This is a genomic window from Photobacterium kishitanii, from assembly GCF_003026355.1.
Taxonomy (GTDB): domain Bacteria; phylum Pseudomonadota; class Gammaproteobacteria; order Enterobacterales; family Vibrionaceae; genus Photobacterium; species Photobacterium kishitanii.
In genome coordinates, this window is the sequence record NZ_PYON01000016.1 from 22,606 (window position 1) to 41,282 (window position 18,677).

The following is an 18,677-nucleotide window of genomic DNA, read 5'->3' on the forward strand; positions in this document are numbered from 1 at the left end:
GTTTAACCGCCTTGGTTGCGGCGTTGACCATAAAGTAATTACTGTACGTTTTACCCTTTATTAGGTTGGCTCTAGAGCTGGAGAATACATACTCATGACAAACGATAGTTTAAACCGTTACCTTTTCGATGGCGCAGCCGTTCGTGGTGAATTGGTACAATTAAGTCAAACTTACCAACAAATTATTGCCGACAAAAATTACCCAGCACCAGTGGAAAAATTGTTAGGTGAATTATTGGTAGCAACCAGCTTATTAACTGCCACTTTAAAATTTGAAGGTTCAATTACCGTACAAGTACAAGGCGATGGTCCAGTAACCCTCGCTGTTATCAATGGCGATCATAATCAACAGTTACGCGGCGTAGCACGTTGGAAAGGTGACATTAAAGACGGCACTATTCATGATCTTATGGGTAAAGGTCATATGGTGATCACAATCACTCCAACTAAAGGTGAGCGTTACCAAGGTATGGTTGGTCTTGATGGCGACAGTCTGGTTGAGTGTCTTGAAAGTTACTTTAAAAATTCAGAGCAACTAAAAACGCGTATTTGGTTACGTACTGGTGAAATTGACGGCCAAGTAAAAGCTGCTGGTATGCTATTACAAATCATGCCGGATGGTACCGGTACTGAAGGCGACTTTGAGCATTTAGAAGCATTAACTGAAACCGTAAAAGATGAAGAGCTATTTACGCTAGAAGCACAAGATGTGCTATATCGCCTTTACCACCAAGAGCAAGTTCAACTATTTGATCCTCAAGCAGTTAGCTTTGAGTGTGGTTGTTCACGTGATCGCAGTGCTGCAGCCATTATGACTGTACAGCCAGAAGAAATTGATCAAATCATTGCTGAAGATGGCAAAGTATCGCTGCATTGTGATTACTGTGGCACTAGCTATGATTTCGATAGTATTGATGTAGCTGCACTACGTGATAATAGTGCTAATTCGACAGATAACGACCAAATTCACTAATTCGCTATCGTTGACAATACTCGCTTAAAAGCCGGCTAACCATGCCGGCTTTTTTTCGGCTGGATTTTTATTAACCATCATCGCCACAGCGTATATTGATTTATATTTCAACTTAAATTGTGCTTTTTTTGCAACCGCACCGTATAAATATTGACCACTATCACAACAAAATAATTTTAACATTTTTGCAAAATAATTCACCTAGCAGTTTCGATGTTTTTACCTAAAATTAACACTGAGATGGTTGCTTTTTTGATGACCGTCCCTGATTTAGCGATTTAGGGTTGTTAGCATGATTGGCAGTTAAACAACATCTTACCCTAGGAGCACCAATGATCACTTCTTGTGTTGATAATAAGGTTGCAAACAACATGGATTTATCCCAATACGGTATTACCAATGTTACAGATGTTATTCGTAACCCATCCTACGACGTTCTTTTCAATGAAGAAACAAAACCAGAACTTGAAGGTTACGAGCGCGGGATTGTAACTGAACTAGGTGCGGTATCTGTCGATACAGGCATTTTTACCGGTCGTTCACCACAAGATAAATTTATTGTGCGTGATAACACCACCAAAGATACGTTGTGGTGGTCAGATCAAGGTAAAAATGACAATAAAGCCCTAACGCAAACTGCGTGGTTGGATCTTAAACAATTAGTTACTAACCAACTGTCAAACAAGCGCCTTTTTGTTATTGATGGTTATTGTGGTGCCAACCCTGATACTCGCCTTTGTATCCGCGTTATCACCGAAGTGGCGTGGCAAGCACACTTTGTAAAAAATATGTTCATTCGTCCAACTGAAGCTGAACTTAAAAATTTTGAACCTGATTTTGTGATTATGAATGGTTCTAAGTGCACCAACCCTAAGTGGCAACAACATGGCATGAACTCTGAAAATTTCACCGTGTTCAATCTTAGTGAAAAAATGCAACTGATTGGTGGCACATGGTACGGGGGTGAAATGAAGAAAGGTATGTTCGCGATGATGAACTACTTTTTACCACTGCAAGGTATTGCCTCAATGCACTGTTCTGCCAACATGGGCACAGAAGGTGATGTTGCGGTATTCTTTGGCCTTTCTGGTACAGGTAAAACAACCCTATCAACCGATCCTAAGCGTGCGCTAATCGGTGATGATGAGCACGGTTGGGATGACAATGGCGTATTTAACTTTGAGGGTGGTTGCTACGCAAAAACCATCAATCTATCCAAAGAAGCTGAACCAGATATCTACAATGCCATTCGCCGTGATGCCCTACTAGAGAATGTGACAGTACGTAATGACGGGGCCATTAATTTTGACGATAACTCAAAAACTGAAAATACTCGTGTTTCTTACCCTATTTACCATATCGAAAATATTGTTAAGCCAGTATCAAAAGGTGGTCATGCAAATAAAGTGATCTTCTTATCTGCTGATGCTTTTGGAGTATTACCTCCAGTATCCAAATTAACCCCAGAACAAACTAAATACCATTTCCTATCTGGATTTACCGCTAAACTAGCCGGTACTGAGCGCGGTATTACTGAGCCAACACCCACTTTCTCAGCATGTTTTGGTAACGCGTTCCTAACGCTACACCCAACTCAATATGCAGAAGTGTTAGTTAAACGTATGGAAGCTGCAGGCGCTGAAGCTTACTTAGTCAATACGGGCTGGAATGGCACAGGTAAGCGTATTTCAATTCAAGACACTCGCGCAATTATTGATGCAATTCTTGATGGCTCAATTGATAATGCCAATACCAAACAAATCCCAATCTTTAATCTAACAGTGCCAACATCATTACCAGGTGTTAATTCGACGATTCTAGATCCACGTGATACGTATACCGATCCACTCCAGTGGCAGAGCAAGGCTGAAGACTTGGCTGATCGCTTTATTACTAACTTTGATAAGTACACTGATACGCAAGAAGGCCAACAGCTAGTCGCTGCAGGCCCACAACTCGGTTAATCTTACTCCTCATTGGATTATCCGCTCGCAGCCTCTTATTAAGTAGAGGCTGTTTTTTATCGACCTCAAAGCCCTTATCAAACCCCTTGCTAAAAAGTTATTTTTATCTCACCCTCAATAAGCCATTATATTGATATAACACCTTCTGCTTACGAGGAAATTTTATGCGGCTACTTAGCAAATTCGTGCTGACTCTTGTCTTAATAGTCGTGATTAGTCTGACAACCTTAATTGGGTTATTACACACTCGTTATAATGAGCATATCTTCAATTTTATCCTCGCGCAGGTATCACCTTATCAAATTTTTGCGAAAAAAATTGATTACGATATTCGTACTCCTTACAAAATACGCTTTGAACATGCTGAAATTACGCAGCATGAGCAAGTACTCGTTCATGCTGACAGCATTCAATTATGGCTATCAAAACAAAGTATAACTAACGACAAACTGGTTTTTAATGGCGTGAAAATTAATAATATCACTTCAGCTAATATGCCATTATTAGCCACGTTACCACCATTAACCATCAAGCGATTAGTGCTCAATAACACCAATATAAATACGCCACAATTTGCGATTAAACATGGTTTAATCCAAATGGATAATTGGCAAACACCTACTGATAACACCCCATGGTGGCAGAGTTTTAATGGCAGCTTACAAATGAGTGCTGCGAGCATTAAATGGCATCAATTAGCATTACAACAACTGCTCATCAATGCCAATAAACAAGCTCAACAATGGCACTTAAATGGCATCTCAGCTCATTGGCAGCAGGCAACGATAACCGCCCAAGCACTGTTTAATAATGACAGTCGTCGTTTGACAATCGACCAACTGACACTAAATAAATTTCACTTACAAGATCAGCAACTTCTCACGGATTGGCAACAGCAATTTACCCAACGAACAGTACCATTCAAAACCATAAATATTAAACGGTTAGATATCATTAATAGCAGTATTGAATTACCGCAATGGGGTGCTGATGATATCAATTTATCGTTAGAAAACTGGCAATGGCCGCAAAACTATTGGCAACAACAAAATAGCCATTTATCGTTTAGTGCTAGCCATGCAAAATGGCATCAGATTAATTTTGAACAACCATTAGCTGAATTAGAATTTATGCCCCAGCAAATTATTAGTCATGGTATGTCAGCCCATATTATGGAGGGTTTTGTGCGAGTGGACGGTTGGATTGATCCACAGCAATTATTTATTAGTGACTTAAAAGCCAGTGGTATTAAATGGTTTTTAGGCAAAAATTGGCTACAAACGTGGCAACAATGGCAGCATAAATACACCGATGTAATATTCAAAAAACTCAATATTAATAATAGTCAGATCACTTCACCTACATCAACGGTGCCATTTCAACTCGCAGGGATTGATATTGACGCTCAAGACGCAGTACTTAAACAAAATAATCAGTGGGGATTATGGCAAGGTCAGGTTGAAGCAAACTTAGGCTTTGGCAGTATCAACCAAGTGGTTATCAACCAAGCCATTGCCACCATGTACAGTAATGCTGGGCAGTGGCAATTGGATAAATTAGTTCTGCCGTTTAATCATGGAATGTTAAAAGCGCGAGCTCGAATTGCACTTGATGATCCACAACGACCATGGCAATTAACCATGATCGGCGACACAATACCTGCACAAATCCTATCCCAGTGGCTATCACTACCATTGTCACTAACAGGGGCAATAGACACGCAAATAAAGCTCAATGGTCAAGCAGGCAATCGGAGTGATTTCAATGGCCACTTAAATGGCACCGCTCAAGCTGATTTTCGTCAATTAGCGCTGAATAACATTACCCCGCAGCAATTATTCAGCCACTGGCAGCAGCCACATATTTCAGCCTTCAACCCGACGGAGACAGCATCACAGCTACCACTAACGGCGACACCGCTAACATTAACAGCACAGGATGGCGCCATCGAGTTGCAACCATTGCAAGTCACCGCTAAAGATCTCACCCTGAATATTAACAGTCACTGGAACTTAACGGATATCAAACAACAACAACTTAAACTTGAATTGGCCGCTGGCTGTCAACATCTAACTCGACAGTGGGATCAAGGTGTATCTACCGTGACCGTTGGCTCATCATGTACCGGTAAGACTAAATATGTACCAGTAAACGTTGATGCTACCGCTTTGCCACACTGAACATTAACATCAACCGTTACCCGCCCTTTGCGCCCTTGAGTTATACGATCAAAATCACCGCGTAGATGCTCAAGGGTTGTTACTGCGATTGGTCGTTCGGTAACAGGGGCTGAATAACGAATATGGCTATCAACCAAAATAATATTACCCTCCAAACCGCGTTCTTTAAGCAGCAACCAAATAAAGCCCCAACCAGCAAGTGTCGCCATAGTAAAAATACTACCGGCAAACATAAACTCATTGGGATTAAGGTTAGCATTAAACAAGGCACTGACTTCAAATCGATAGCCAGTGTACTGATTAATTTTGATCCCCATTTTGTCACTGATTGGAATTTGGTTTTGCCACAACGTTTGTAGTTCCTGACACCATTGCGGCTGGCGAGCAACGTCAGTTAACGGTGGCAATTGCTTAACCATTTGTTGATGACGCATCGGCCCATGTGCATCACTCAATTCACCACGACTTTCAAAACCATTTTTAATATAAAATGGAATGGCCGCTTCACGCGCATTACACACTAACCGCTTAGCACCGTCATAACGCGCCAATGATTCCAATGCCATCAAAATCATGCCACCTAAACCATGGTGACGTACCGCGGCATCAACGGCCATATAACGCACTTGACCTTCGTTATCCGGCGTAACATATAAGCGTCCAATTGCGACTACGTTATCATGACTATCCACTAACATTCGATGGGCGCTGACATCATCATAAGCATCACGTTCTGAACCCAGCGGCATTTGCCACGGTTGACGCAACATTTGCCAGCGAAAATGATAATAGCGCGCCAGCTGTGATTCAGTTTGCGGAGTGACTAATCGAAACATTCATTCCCTCTCTTCTCAATCGTCTACAATATTCACACGCTTAATCTGCAACGAGAATAACTAAACCTGTAACCAAAAAGTCACAGGGCCATCATTAACCAATGCAACTTTCATATCGGCACCAAACACTCCAGTTTCAGTTACTATCGGTTGTGCCCTACACTGTTCGACAAAATATTGGTACAAGCGTTCCGCTTCCATAGGGGCTGCTCCTGCAGAAAACCCGGGACGCATGCCTTTTTTAGTATCAGCAGCTAAAGTAAATTGCGATACCACTAATACACTGCCCTGTGCCTGTTGCACATTAAGGTTCATTTTATCGTCTGCATCACTGAAGATACGATAGCCCAACACTTTATCCCGTAGTTTTTGTGCTTTGGCTTCATCGTCGCCTTTTTCAACCCCTAATAGCACCAATAAACCACTGCCAATAGCACCGGTTATTTTCCCTTCGACGGTAACACTGGCTTCACTCACCCGTTGAATTAGTGCAATCATTGTTGTTCCTTATTATTAGTTAAATCATGGTCACTGTTAGTCACCGTTGTTATTAGTTGTGATCGAGGTGGACTCACATCCCAAAAACCGCGTTCGCCTAAACTGGCGGTGATCTCTGCCCCTAGCAACACAATACACCAGCACAAATACACCCATACAAATAAAATAGGGATCACTGACAATGCACCATATATCATTTGATATGAATGAAAATGAGCTAAATAAATCACAAAGCCTTTTTTACTTAATTCAAATAAAACACTGCTACACAACGCGCCTATCAACGCATGTTTAAACGTTACCTTACAATTGGGTACTAATGCATAAAGCAATAAAAAAGCCAATCCTGACATCATTGAAGGTAGCCATTGTAATGACTGCTGAACCACCCCATGCAATGTTTGATGGTCGAGTAATGCCAATGAACCAAGGTATGAACTCAATGCAATACTTGAGCCCAATAAAATAGGCCCTAAAGTGAGGATCATCCAATACACAGCTAATGATATTACCCAACGGCGCTTTTTCTTTACTCGCCAAATATAGTTAAGAGCTTTATCAATCGAAGAAATAAGCATCATTGCTACTACAAATAATGCCCCAATTCCAACCACGGTCATTTTGCCAGCATTCGCAATAAATTCATTAAGATAAGTTGTCACTACTGCCCCTGCAGCAGGAACAAAGTTAGTGATCACAAACTGCTGCACTTGAGCGCCGACACCTGCAAAAGCGGGGACTGCAGATAACGCCGAAACGACCACCGTTAACAGCGGCACTAAAGACAACAAAGTTACATAAGCCATTGATCCTGCAGTTACCGTTAATCGGTCATGGTTAGCACGCTGGATTAAATAACCGAAATATTCCATTATTCGCGGCAACCGTTGCCACAACACAAATTTCACAGGTTGCTTTTTGTCAGCCATAATAGAGTGTTCTACCTATAAGTTATGGAAAACAGTCATGCTAACGTTAGATGCTGTAGTTGATGTTTATCCATCGAAATCGTTACTTTAGCACGGCACGGTAATGCCATTTATTTGTTATTTTGCATGTCTCACCAAGGAGCAAAACATGCCTTATTTTATTGCAATTTTTTTAAGTGTTAGCCTACTTTCTGGCTGTCAAACTGCCTACTACTCAGCGATGGAAAAAGTCGGAGTCTATAAGCGCGATATCATGGTCGATCGAGTTGAAGATGCCAACCAAGCACAACAAAATGCCCAAAAACAATTTACGAGTGCTCTTGAAGGACTAAAAGCACTTAACCAATTCGATGGTGGGGAGCTTGAGTCTGCTTACCAAGATATTGATAGTCAATATCAACGTAGTGAAGCGGCAGTCAATAACGTTAATGATCGCATTGCAGCGATTGAAGATGTAGCGAATGCAATGTTTGATGAATGGCAACAAGAATTGTCATTATATAAAAGTGCTACCCTTAAGCGCGATAGCCAACGTAAATTACAGACCACAAAAGCATCTTACAATAAGATGTTAGCAGCCATGAAACGCGCTGAGAAGAAAATGGAGCCTGTTTTAGATACTTTACGTGATAACACCCTCTATCTGAAGCATAACCTTAATGCAGCAGCTATCGGCTCGCTTCAAGGGCAATTTAATTCATTACAAACTGAAATATCTGGTGCCATTCGAGATATGAACCATGCCATTGCAGAATCGAATCGCTTTATTGGTCATTTGAAAAAGTAATCTTGCCTTCTTTGTTATAAAAAAAGAGCTAACATTGTTAGCTCTTTTTTTTACTCGTAACTTTTCATGTCCCAGATACAACAATCCCCCGCTTGTTACCAAGCGAGGGATTGTATTAGTAAGCTTCAGTCAGGGGTAATTACTTACCACGACCTGCGCGCTTACGATCGTTTTCAGTAAGAAGTTTCTTACGGATACGAATGCTTTCTGGTGTTACTTCTACTAGCTCGTCATCATCGATGAATTCTAGCGCTTGCTCAAGAGTGTACTTGATAGCAGGAGAAAGCGTTTGTGCTTCATCAGTACCTGATGCACGAACGTTTGTTAGCTGCTTACCACGTAGACAGTTGATAGTTAGATCGTTTGCACGGTTATGAATACCGATGATCTGACCTTCATATACTTCGTCACCATGCTCAGAGAACAGACGACCACGCTCTTGTAGGTTGAATAGCGAGTATGTTACCGCTTTACCAGTACCGTTAGAGATCAATACGCCGTTAGCACGTTGACCGATAGTACCGCCCTTGTGAGGACCGTAGTGATCAAACGTATGGTAGATAAGACCAGAACCAGAAGTCATTGTTAGGAATTCTGTTTGGAAACCGATAAGACCACGAGAAGGCATCATGAAGTCCATGCGAACACGGCCTTTACCATCTGGTGCCATATCTTTTAGCTCACCCTTACGGATACCGATTTTCTCCATTACACTACCTTGATGCTCTTCAACCACATCGATAGTTACAACTTCAAACGGTTCCATTAGCTTACCATCTTCTTCTTTGATGATAACTTCTGGGCGAGATACTGCTAGCTCGTAACCTTCACGACGCATGTTTTCAATCAGGATAGATAGGTGAAGTTCACCACGGCCTGAAACACGGAAACGGTCTGGGCTATCAGTCTCTTCAACGCGCAATGCTACGTTGTGTACTAATTCTTTTTGTAGACGCTCAAGAATGTTACGTGAAGTAACAAACTTACCTTCTTTACCAGCAAACGGAGAAGTGTTTACTTGGAAAGTCATTGTTACAGTTGGTTCATCAACAGACAATGCAGGCAATGCTTCAACAGTGTTTACATCACAAATAGTGTCAGAAATCTTAAGCTCGCCAAGACCTGTGATTGCGATGATGTCACCCGCTTTCGCTTCAGCAACTTCATGACGCTCAAGACCTAGGTAACCAAGAACTGTACCTACTTTACCGTTACGCTTGCTACCGTCAGCACTGATAATAGTTACTTGCTGGTTTGCAGCAACAGTACCACGAGCAATACGCGCAACACCGATAACACCAACGTAAGAGCTGTAATCTAGTTGAGATACTTGCATCTGTAGTGGGCCATCAACGTCAACACATGGAGCAGCAACGTTATCAACGATAGCTTGGAACAATGGTTCCATATCTTCGCCAGTTACGCCTTCTTCCATTGTTGCCCAACCGTTTAGCGCTGAAGCGTAAACTGTTGTGAAGTCTAGTTGCTCATCAGTTGCGCCAAGGTTGTCGAATAGGTCAAAGATTTGATCCATTACCCACTCAGGACGTGCACCTGGACGGTCAATCTTGTTAATTACAACGATTGGCTTAAGACCGTATGCAAACGCTTTTTGCGTTACGAAACGTGTTTGAGGCATTGGGCCATCAACCGCGTCAACGATAAGTAATACTGAGTCAACCATAGACATGATACGCTCAACTTCACCACCGAAGTCTGCGTGTCCAGGGGTATCTACGATATTGATGCGGTAGTCATTCCAATTAATTGCTGTGTTCTTAGCAAGAATGGTAATGCCACGCTCTTTTTCGATATCGTTAGAATCCATCACACGTTCTTCGGCTTCGCCGCGACCCTCTAACGTGCCAGATTGCTGTAGAAGTTTATCAACCAGGGTAGTTTTACCGTGGTCAACGTGAGCAATAATTGCGATATTTCTTAAGTTATCGATCAGTTGATTAGACATTAGTTTCACATTCACTCAGAACATGCAGCGTCTTAATAGAGGCTACTTGATTAAAAAAACGGCTCATAATTTAACAGATTTTACTCCAAAACCCACGAAATATGTGATTTATATCACCAGCTTTTTTACCAATTCGCGCTAGAGCCGCATTTTTACTCACTTTTTTGGCTATTTTTATTTTTTTCAGGGCCTTCATTCGTACGATAAATCAGTCCAAAACTAACTAAAACTGCGATCTATATCGCTTTTCGGTTACCGCTTAGCGACCATTATTTAGCAATAAAAAGACCTAATTATCACCTCGCGGATTGACAATATTTGCCCTCATCACCATAGTAGAGTAACTATAAAATGGGTGAATGTACTGGAGGCTATCGTCTCACTTTTAACACTTCACACTGTCGCACCAAGTTGGTGCAACGCGTCACCATAATAGTGCAAAACAGGACAGGAAAAAGTTCCAAAAACGCCAAAAAAGCGCATTTTTAGGGGCTTTAAAAAGTTGGCATGGTTTTCGCTTTAAGACTTTTTAGATTCGCTCACCATAATATGAGCAAAAGTTTGCGGCCATCGCCCTAAATAACACCGGAGGTTACTCAAGATGTCAGTTGAAAACGTACTAGCGTTGATCCAGGAAAATGAAGTTAAGTTTATTGATCTACGTTTTACCGATACCAAAGGTAAAGAGCAGCACATTACTATTCCATCTCATCAAATCGATGCTGATTTTTTCGAAGAAGGTAAAATGTTTGATGGTTCTTCAGTTGCAGGCTGGAAAGGCATTAATGAATCAGACATGGTGATGATGCCTGATGCAGCAAGTGCGGTACTTGACCCATTTACTGAAGACGCAACTCTAAACATTCGTTGTGATATTCTTGAGCCAGCAACAATGCAAGGCTACGATCGCGACCCACGCTCAATCGCTAAACGCGCAGAAGAATTCATGCGTTCAGCTGGTTTTGCTGACAACGTATTAGTTGGTCCAGAGCCAGAGTTCTTCTTATTTGATGATGTTAAATTCAATACTGATATGTCGGGTTCATTCTTCAAGATTGATGACATTGAAGCCGCATGGAACAGCGGTGCCACTATCGAAGGTGGTAACAAAGGCCACCGACCAGGCGTTAAAGGTGGTTATTTCCCAGTAGCACCAGTTGATTCATCACAAGACATTCGTTCTGCAATGTGTTTAATCATGGAAGAAATGGGCCTTGTTGTTGAAGCGCACCACCATGAGGTAGCAACTGCAGGTCAAAATGAAATCGCAACTCGTTTTAATACTCTAACCAATAAAGCTGATGAAATTCAGATTTATAAGTATGTTGTTCATAACGTTGCTCACGCGTTTGGTAAAACAGCAACCTTCATGCCTAAACCACTCGTTGGTGATAACGGCTCAGGTATGCACGTTCACATGTCACTCGCAAAAGACGGTGTAAACCTCTTTGCAGGTGATAAATACGGCGGCCTATCTGAAATGGCACTGTTCTACATCGGTGGTATCATCAAGCACGCACGTGCAATCAACGCTTTTGCTAACCCAGCAACGAACTCATACAAGCGTCTAGTCCCTGGCTACGAAGCACCAGTTATGCTGGCTTACTCAGCACGTAACCGTTCAGCATCAATCCGTATTCCAGTTGTTCCAAGTCCAAAAGCACGTCGCATCGAAGTACGCTTTGGTGATCCAGCAGCGAACCCATACCTAGCATTTGCAGCAATGTTAATGGCAGGCCTTGATGGTATCGCGAACAAGATCCACCCAGGTGAAGCGATGGATAAAGATCTATACGACTTACCAGCAGAAGAAGCCGCTGAGATTCCAAAAGTAGCAGAGTCACTACAAGGTGCACTACAAGCGCTTGACGAAGATCGTGAATTCTTAACCTCTGGTGGCGTATTCTCTGACGACTTTATTGATTCTTACATCACGCTAAAATCGCAAGATGTAGAGAAAATCAATATGGCAGTACACCCATTAGAGTTTGAACTTTACTACTCAGTTTAAGTAATCACTTAATGACTTAACAACTAAGATTTAGGCCTGCTTCACACGCAGGTCTTTTTGATCTTGCGACTCCCACAAAAGCAGTAACAATAGCAGCTTATTAACCATCAAAATCTGGGCAGGGAGTTAATGGATGAGGCTCTTCTATCTAGCACCAATCCTACTACTTGTAGCCACTACGGCCATTGCAACAACCATCTACTCGTGGACAGATGACAATGGGGTGGTGCACTTTAGCGATATCGCAGAAGTCCCACAAGCCAGTGCGGTTGAGCTTTCAATTACCGAACTACAACCACATTTTCAATCCACTGTAGTAGAGCTTAACCAAACTGACAATATTGAACGCATCACCATTACCGCAGAGACAGAAGCACTGTTGCCGATAGCAACTATCCGTTTATTAGCACCATTACACCAGCAAACTATTCGTAGCAACGACGGTAATATTAGTGTTCGTGCCGTCAGTAACCGTAAACTTAATAAAAACTTACAAGCTCAATTAGTCATTGATGGTCAAACTAATAGCCCGCCTCAAACTCGCTTAACTTGGCAATTGACCAATATTGATCGCGGCAGTCATCAAATTCAAATCCAATTACTCAACAATGGCAAGCTCCTTGCTTCATCTGAAAGTATTACGGTTTATTTACACCGCGTATCGCAGATACGTCCTAAGAACAGCCCAGTTCAACCCCGTTAACGTCTATTTACAATAAACCCTGCCTGTTCGCTGTTAAACCGAGTACACTTTAATGCACCAAATTGGTGCGTTAGTTAACAGCGACGAATGTGCGCTTGCACCGATCGTCTTTTACTTGGCTATCGAATAAGGATGATGATTGTGAATACCAGCTTTACACCCATAATTCTCGACAATTTAGTCACTGCGATTGTATTACTCGATGAAGCCTTAGTGATTCGGTACGTCAATCCTGCAGCAGAGCAATTATTATATTCGAGTAAACGGCGATTACTCGGTACACAACTACCACAATTACTCCAGTACAGCTCGCTGGATCTTAATCATGTCAAGGCAACCCTTCATAGTGGTCAAGGTTTAGCTGATAGTGACGTCACCTTTGTCATTGATGGTCAACGGCATCTACTTGGGGTTAATGCCAGTCCAATTTCATGGCAAAAACAACTGTTGATCTTATTAGAATTAAAACCAATAGATCAGCAACGCCGTATTAGCCAAGAGCTAAACCAACATGCACAACAACAAGCGGCCAAAGAGTTAGTCCGCGGTCTAGCCCATGAAATAAAAAATCCACTCGGCGGGCTACGTGGTGCGGCACAATTATTAGAGAAAACGCTGCCAGATAGCAGTTACCACGAATATACCCAAATGATCATTGAGCAAGCTGATCGACTACGGAATTTAGTTGACCGCTTACTCGGGCCACAACGACCAGGGATCCGCAAAACCGATAATATTCATTTAGTGTTAGAGAAAGTACGCCAATTAGTCAACATTGATACTGACAGTACGATTAACATTGAACGTGATTACGATCCTAGCTTGCCCGAAATAAATATGGATGCTGAACAACTGGAACAGGCATTACTCAATATTGTCAGTAACGCAGCATTAGCATTAAAAAGCCAAGGTGGTGGCACGATTAAATTAAAAACCCGCACTGCACATCAAAGCTTAATTCAAGGGGTTCGTCATCGTGTTACTGCCACCATTGAAATCATCGATAATGGTCCTGGTATTCCGGCAGACATTCAAGACACCTTATTTTATCCAATGGTCACCGGTCGTGAAGGCGGCACTGGTTTAGGTCTATCGATTGCACGCAATTTAATTGATCAACACCAAGGAAAGATCGAGGTTTTCAGCTGGCCGGGACACACTAATTTCACCATTCATTTACCAATAAAGTCATGACACTGACCGCCATAGGAGCTTACTATGAGTAAAGGATTAATCTGGGTTGTTGATGATGACAGCTCTATTCGCTGGGTATTAGAACGCACCTTAACCAATGCCGGAATGAAATGTGAAACCTTTGCTGACGCTGATAGCGTGTTAGCAGCATTAGAGCGCAGTGTGCCTGATGTATTAGTGTCTGACATTAAAATGCCCGGCACCGATGGTTTCACGCTCCTCAAAGAGCTGCAGCAAGATTACGCTACCTTACCAGTTATTATTATGACCGCCCATTCAGATCTCGATGCAGCGGTTAATGCCTATCAACGTGGCGCATTTGAGTATCTTCCCAAGCCGTTTGATATTGATGAAGCGGTAACGTTAGTTGAACGCGCACTCAGTCATAGCCAAGAACAAAAACGCCACCAACAACCCGTCGCTGAAGCTAAACATGCACCAGAAATCATTGGTGAAGCACCAGCTATGCAAGAAGTGTTTCGAGCCATTGGCCGCTTATCTCGCTCATCAATTTCAGTATTAATCAATGGTGAATCTGGTACAGGTAAAGAGTTAGTCGCCCATGCACTCCATCGCCATAGTCCTCGCAGTAATAACGCTTTTATTGCACTCAATATGGCGGCGATTCCCAAAGATTTAATTGAATCAGAATTATTTGGCCATGAAAAAGGCGCTTTTACAGGAGCGAATAGTGTCCGTCAGGGGCGATTTGAACAAGCTAATGGTGGCACCTTATTTCTCGATGAAATTGGTGATATGCCATTAGATATCCAAACGCGATTGTTACGGGTATTAGCAGATGGTCAATTTTATCGCGTCGGTGGTCATGCGCCAGTAAATGTCGATGTGCGTATTATTGCGGCTACTCACCAGCATCTTGAACGGCTTGTGGCTGCGGGAGATTTCCGTGAAGACTTATTCCATCGCCTCAATGTTATTCGAGTCCATTTACCATCGCTAAAAGATCGCCGCCAAGATATTCCCCAACTGGCACACCACTTTTTACAGCGTGCGGCTGATGAATTAAGTGTGGAAGTGAAATCTTTACATCCACAAACGGCAGAAAAACTAACTCAATTGCCGTGGCCAGGTAATGTGCGTCAATTGGAAAATATCTGTCGTTGGTTAACGGTAATGGCAAGTGGTAATGAAATATTGCCATCGGATTTACCGCCAGAAATCACAGATATCACCACTGCCACTCATACCTCTACCCAACCTCAACATTGGCATCAGGGCTTACAGCAATGGGCCCAACAAGCGCTACAACAAGGTGAAACAGAATTATTAGCTGAGGCGCTACCACAGTTTGAAAAAATTCTTCTTGAAACCGCATTGCTGCATACTCATGGCCATAAACAAGAAGCAGCAAAATTACTTGGTTGGGGGCGTAATACCCTGACGCGTAAGCTCAAAGAATTACAAATCCATGATTAAGTCAAATAGCATCAAAGCTACAATTTGCACCAGCGCACATTTATCTGTAACAGTGATGAATGTCATTTAGTGATTGCGTATACTGCGTTCATCTTTAACTTCGGGAAGTATAATAATCATGATTAACAAAGATCTTCCACTAACGGATATCCACCGCCACCTTGATGGTAATATTCGTCCACAAACGATCTTAGAATTAGGTCAGCACTTTAATATTGCCTTGCCTGCAACAGAGATTGAAGCATTACGTCCACATGTACAAATTGTTGAAGCTGAGCCTAGCCTAGTGGCTTTTCTGAGTAAATTAGATTGGGGTGTAGCAGTATTAGGTGATTTAGATGCGTGTCGTCGCGTTGCTTATGAAAACGTTGAAGACGCACTTAACGCGCAAATTGATTATGCTGAACTGCGCTTTTCACCGTACTACATGGCGATGAAACACAACTTACCCGTTGCTGGTGTAGTCGCAGCCGTAGCTGATGGCGTTGCTGCTGGCTGTCGTGATTTTGGCGTTAAAGCCAATCTAATCGGCATTCTAAGTCGTACTTTTGGCACTCAAGCTTGCCAACAAGAACTAGACGCACTGCTAAGCCATAAAGACCAATTGGTTGCAATTGATCTTGCTGGTGATGAATTGGGCCAACCTGGCACTCAATTTATATCGCACTTTAAACAAGTCCGCGATGCAGGATTACAGATCACAGTTCATGCGGGAGAAGCGGCAGGACCAGAAAGCATGTGGCAGGCGATTAATGAGCTTGGTGCAGTACGTATTGGTCACGGTGTAAAAGCAGTTAATGATCCTAAACTGATGGATTACTTGGCAGAGCACCGCATTGGTATTGAATCTTGTATTACTTCAAATATTCAAACCAGTACCGTTGCTAACATTGCCCAGCACCCAGTTAAAGCATTCCTTGAGCATGGTATCCTCGCCTGTTTGAATACAGATGATCCAGCAGTTGAAGGGATTGAACTGCCTTACGAATATGAAGTCGCTGCGCCAAAGGCTGGCCTAAGTAACGCTCAAATTCGTCAAGCGCAAATCAACGGGCTTGAGCTAGCATTCTTATCTGCGGCAGAAAAGCAGGCATTACGTGATATTGCCAACAAGCGTGGCTAATTGCAGTTCGTTATAGCCACCAGCAAGACACCAAATAAAACGCCTCGGTTTCACGTGAAACCGAGGCGTTTTTTATAACCGTTTTCGTGAAGATTAGATAACGCGGGAGAACTGTTGCTGACGAGCACGATCACGCAGATATTTATCAAAACACATACAAATATTACGAATCAATAATCGACCTTTAAGCTCAACATGGATAATGTTTTTATCCACCGTCACTAATTCATCATTAATAAATGTCGTTAATAACTGTAAGTCTTCGCTAAAGTAGCTATCAAAATCAATATTAAATTCAGTTTCAATAGCACACTTATCTAATTGGAAATTACAAATTAGCGCTTTAATCACTTCACGGCGTAGTAAGTCATCTGCATCTAAAGTGACACCTTTCCACAATGCCGTCTGTTGTGCGGACATTTGGCTATAATACAACTTCAATTCTTTTTGGTTTTGCGCATAGCAATCGCCAATCATTGAAATAGCTGATACGCCCATGCCGAGTAAGTCACAATCGCCTTGGGTCGTGTAGCCTTGGAAATTACGGTGTAGAATACCAGCTCGCTGGGCAACGGCTAATTCATCATCCGGTAACGCAAAGTGATCCATACCAATAAATTGGTACCCTGCCCCTGTTAACGTCGCAATGGTATCTTGCAGAATCGCTAATTTTTCAGTGGCAGACGGTAATTGATCTTCATGAATTTTACGCTGAGCAGCAAACAAGGTCGGCATGTGGGCATAGTTAAATACTGATAATCGTCCCGGCTTCATGGTCAACACTTGCTGTAGTGTTTCCGCAAACAATGCTTTAGTTTGTAATGGTAACCCATAAATTAAGTCAAGGTTAGTTGAGCGGTAACCTAACTCACGCGCCCGCTGCACCATCGCAAAAATAAACGCTTCATCTTGCTCACGGTTAACTAACTTCTGCACATCTTTATTAAAATCTTGTACCCCAATACTTAATCGGTTAAAACCTTCTCTACGCAAGTGATCAAGAATATCGAGTTCAATTTCTCGCGGATCAACCTCAATACTAATTTCAGCATCGGTATCAAAGTTAAACGCATTACGTAAAGCAGTCATTAAACGACTAATTTGTGCTGCGGTTAAGAATGTTGGTGTGCCACCGCCCCAGTGCAACTGACTCACTTGACGATCACCAAGCAAGGTCGCGCGTTGCTTAATCTCTTGCTCAAGCACATCTAAATATTGATCAGCTTTATGTTGGTGGCGAGTAATAATTTTATTACAACCACAGTAATAACAAAGCTTATGACAAAATGGGATATGAATATAAAGCGATAACTTACGATCAGGATATTGCTGACATGCCATCTCAAATTCAGCAGAAGTAAATGCTTGATTAAATTCTAGTGCGGTCGGGTAAGAAGTATAACGAGGGCCTGAATAATTATATTTTTCAATCAGGGCCTGATCCCAAATAATCTGCTCATTTGACATGACATTGTTCCAATGTGGTGAGTATGTAATAAATAGAGTGTGTCACCGTTTTACTTGTTCAATTTACACTCTGGATAAAAACAAACACCGCCAATAAATGGCGGTGTTAATAATTACGATGATAGGTTAAACCTTGGTTGACAGGATAGCATCCAATTCAAGTTTAATCTCAGCCTGTAGACGAGACTCAGCTTTCATACGTTCAAGATCGAACCGCATTCGGCTTTGTTTTTCAATTAGCTGACGTGCATCTCCACGTGGCATATCTTTAACCACATGATACAAGTCAGTTAATGCCGGGTACGTTGCTGCAAAATCAACTTTTTTATCAGCTTGCAACACTTCCATTAATTTATATAACCGAATCGCGCCTTCAGAGATATCACATTGATCTTGCTTACATGCCATTGCGATAATAAAGACACTTTCTAATATATTGTCATTTCTAGCTTTAATTGCTTCAGCCTGTTGCTCTGCAGCACGGGCTAAAAACAGCTTATGCCGTTGTTGCTGCTTATAAAGTTTAGCTAATAACAATCCAGCGTATAATGCTAATCCAGCCACAATTACGCCACCAATAACAAACAGAAGAGTTATTCCCTGCAACGG

General features: G+C 42.1%; 15 protein-coding genes. 9 read left to right on the forward strand and 6 right to left on the reverse strand.

Features of this window, described 5'->3' with window-relative positions:
- Positions 1-94: 94 nt before the first annotated feature.
- From hslO to C0W29_RS16290, 3 genes are all read left to right on the forward strand, one after another.
- Positions 95-973 carry an Hsp33 family molecular chaperone HslO gene (hslO, locus tag C0W29_RS16280; protein ID WP_045045495.1) on the forward strand — a complete coding sequence of 293 codons (879 nt, stop codon included), beginning with the start codon at positions 95-97 and terminating at the stop codon, positions 971-973.
- Between the two features lie 332 nt (positions 974-1,305).
- On the forward strand, positions 1,306-2,937 hold the full coding sequence (pckA, locus tag C0W29_RS16285) for a phosphoenolpyruvate carboxykinase (ATP) (protein WP_036788398.1): 1,632 nt from the start codon (positions 1,306-1,308) through the stop codon (positions 2,935-2,937).
- A gap of 164 nt (positions 2,938-3,101) precedes the next feature.
- Positions 3,102-5,117: an AsmA family protein gene (locus tag C0W29_RS16290; RefSeq protein WP_045045494.1), complete on the forward strand. Its 2,016-nt coding sequence runs from the start codon at positions 3,102-3,104 to the stop codon at positions 5,115-5,117.
- Here C0W29_RS16290 and C0W29_RS16295 read toward each other — a convergent pair.
- The 3 genes from C0W29_RS16295 to C0W29_RS16305 are packed head-to-tail and all read right to left on the reverse strand — an operon-like array spanning position 5,024 to position 7,380.
- Positions 5,024-5,953 carry a bifunctional GNAT family N-acetyltransferase/hotdog fold thioesterase gene (locus tag C0W29_RS16295; RefSeq protein ID WP_036788400.1) on the reverse strand — a complete coding sequence of 310 codons (930 nt, stop codon included), beginning with the start codon at positions 5,951-5,953 and terminating at the stop codon, positions 5,024-5,026. The two genes, C0W29_RS16290 and C0W29_RS16295, sit on opposite strands and share 94 nt — an antisense overlap.
- A 60-nt stretch (positions 5,954-6,013) precedes the next feature.
- Positions 6,014-6,451, reverse strand: coding sequence for a D-aminoacyl-tRNA deacylase (gene dtd, locus C0W29_RS16300; protein WP_036788402.1), 438 nt, complete (start codon positions 6,449-6,451; stop codon positions 6,014-6,016).
- Positions 6,448-7,380, reverse strand: coding sequence for a virulence factor BrkB family protein (locus C0W29_RS16305; RefSeq protein ID WP_045043609.1), 933 nt, complete (start codon positions 7,378-7,380; stop codon positions 6,448-6,450). The genes dtd and C0W29_RS16305 overlap by 4 nt, the downstream gene beginning before the upstream one ends.
- Before the next feature lie 148 nt (positions 7,381-7,528).
- Between C0W29_RS16305 and C0W29_RS16310 the strand changes: the two genes are divergently transcribed.
- Positions 7,529-8,167: a DUF2959 domain-containing protein gene (locus C0W29_RS16310; protein ID WP_036788404.1), complete on the forward strand. Its 639-nt coding sequence runs from the start codon at positions 7,529-7,531 to the stop codon at positions 8,165-8,167.
- A 139-nt stretch (positions 8,168-8,306) separates the two neighbouring features.
- On the opposite strand, the gene typA is transcribed toward C0W29_RS16310, so the two are convergent.
- Complete coding sequence (gene typA, locus C0W29_RS16315; RefSeq protein WP_036788406.1) at positions 8,307-10,133, reverse strand: translational GTPase TypA; 1,827 nt, start codon at positions 10,131-10,133, stop codon at positions 8,307-8,309.
- Between the two features lie 601 nt (positions 10,134-10,734).
- On the opposite strand from typA, the gene glnA reads away from it, so the two are divergent.
- From glnA to add, 5 genes are all read left to right on the forward strand, one after another.
- Positions 10,735-12,144, forward strand: coding sequence for a glutamate--ammonia ligase (gene glnA, locus C0W29_RS16320; protein WP_036788408.1), 1,410 nt, complete (start codon positions 10,735-10,737; stop codon positions 12,142-12,144).
- 133 nt (positions 12,145-12,277) lie between these two features.
- Positions 12,278-12,847 carry a DUF4124 domain-containing protein gene (locus C0W29_RS16325; RefSeq protein ID WP_045045493.1) on the forward strand — a complete coding sequence of 190 codons (570 nt, stop codon included), beginning with the start codon at positions 12,278-12,280 and terminating at the stop codon, positions 12,845-12,847.
- 141 nt (positions 12,848-12,988) lie between these two features.
- Positions 12,989-14,041 (forward strand): nitrogen regulation protein NR(II), encoded by a 1,053-nt coding sequence (gene glnL, locus C0W29_RS16330; RefSeq protein WP_373455697.1) that lies wholly within the window; start codon positions 12,989-12,991, stop codon positions 14,039-14,041.
- A 24-nt stretch (positions 14,042-14,065) separates the two neighbouring features.
- Positions 14,066-15,478, forward strand: a complete 1,413-nt coding sequence (glnG, locus tag C0W29_RS16335; protein ID WP_036788413.1) for a nitrogen regulation protein NR(I) — start codon at positions 14,066-14,068, stop codon at positions 15,476-15,478.
- A gap of 118 nt (positions 15,479-15,596) precedes the next feature.
- Complete coding sequence (gene add / locus C0W29_RS16340; protein WP_036788415.1) at positions 15,597-16,601, forward strand: adenosine deaminase; 1,005 nt, start codon at positions 15,597-15,599, stop codon at positions 16,599-16,601.
- Positions 16,602-16,694: 93 nt separating this feature from the next.
- Here add and hemN read toward each other — a convergent pair whose 3' ends face one another.
- Both hemN and C0W29_RS16350 read right to left on the reverse strand, forming a co-directional pair.
- On the reverse strand, positions 16,695-18,068 hold the full coding sequence (gene hemN / locus C0W29_RS16345) for an oxygen-independent coproporphyrinogen III oxidase (protein ID WP_045045491.1): 1,374 nt from the start codon (positions 18,066-18,068) through the stop codon (positions 16,695-16,697).
- Between the two features lie 126 nt (positions 18,069-18,194).
- On the reverse strand, positions 18,195-18,674 hold the full coding sequence (locus C0W29_RS16350) for a DUF2489 domain-containing protein (RefSeq protein ID WP_036788422.1): 480 nt from the start codon (positions 18,672-18,674) through the stop codon (positions 18,195-18,197).
- Positions 18,675-18,677 lie beyond the last annotated feature (3 nt).

Bases quoted from the DNA above. Each gene is read 5' to 3' on its own strand.
- C0W29_RS16325 (WP_045045493.1), top strand. From the start codon at position 12,278: ATGAGGCTCTTCTATCTAGCACCAATCCTACTACTTGTAGCCACTACG.
- glnG (WP_036788413.1), top strand. From the start codon at position 14,066: ATGAGTAAAGGATTAATCTGGGTTGTTGATGATGACAGCTCTATTCGC.
- C0W29_RS16305 (WP_045043609.1), bottom strand. From the start codon at position 7,380: ATGGCTGACAAAAAGCAACCTGTGAAATTTGTGTTGTGGCAACGGTTG.
- pckA (WP_036788398.1), top strand. From the start codon at position 1,306: ATGATCACTTCTTGTGTTGATAATAAGGTTGCAAACAACATGGATTTA.
- C0W29_RS16295 (WP_036788400.1), bottom strand. From the start codon at position 5,953: ATGTTTCGATTAGTCACTCCGCAAACTGAATCACAGCTGGCGCGCTAT.
- typA (WP_036788406.1), bottom strand. From the start codon at position 10,133: ATGTCTAATCAACTGATCGATAACTTAAGAAATATCGCAATTATTGCT.
- hslO (WP_045045495.1), top strand. From the start codon at position 95: ATGACAAACGATAGTTTAAACCGTTACCTTTTCGATGGCGCAGCCGTT.
- C0W29_RS16310 (WP_036788404.1), top strand. From the start codon at position 7,529: ATGCCTTATTTTATTGCAATTTTTTTAAGTGTTAGCCTACTTTCTGGC.
- dtd (WP_036788402.1), bottom strand. From the start codon at position 6,451: ATGATTGCACTAATTCAACGGGTGAGTGAAGCCAGTGTTACCGTCGAA.
- hemN (WP_045045491.1), bottom strand. From the start codon at position 18,068: ATGTCAAATGAGCAGATTATTTGGGATCAGGCCCTGATTGAAAAATAT.
- C0W29_RS16290 (WP_045045494.1), top strand. From the start codon at position 3,102: ATGCGGCTACTTAGCAAATTCGTGCTGACTCTTGTCTTAATAGTCGTG.
- add (WP_036788415.1), top strand. From the start codon at position 15,597: ATGATTAACAAAGATCTTCCACTAACGGATATCCACCGCCACCTTGAT.
- glnA (WP_036788408.1), top strand. From the start codon at position 10,735: ATGTCAGTTGAAAACGTACTAGCGTTGATCCAGGAAAATGAAGTTAAG.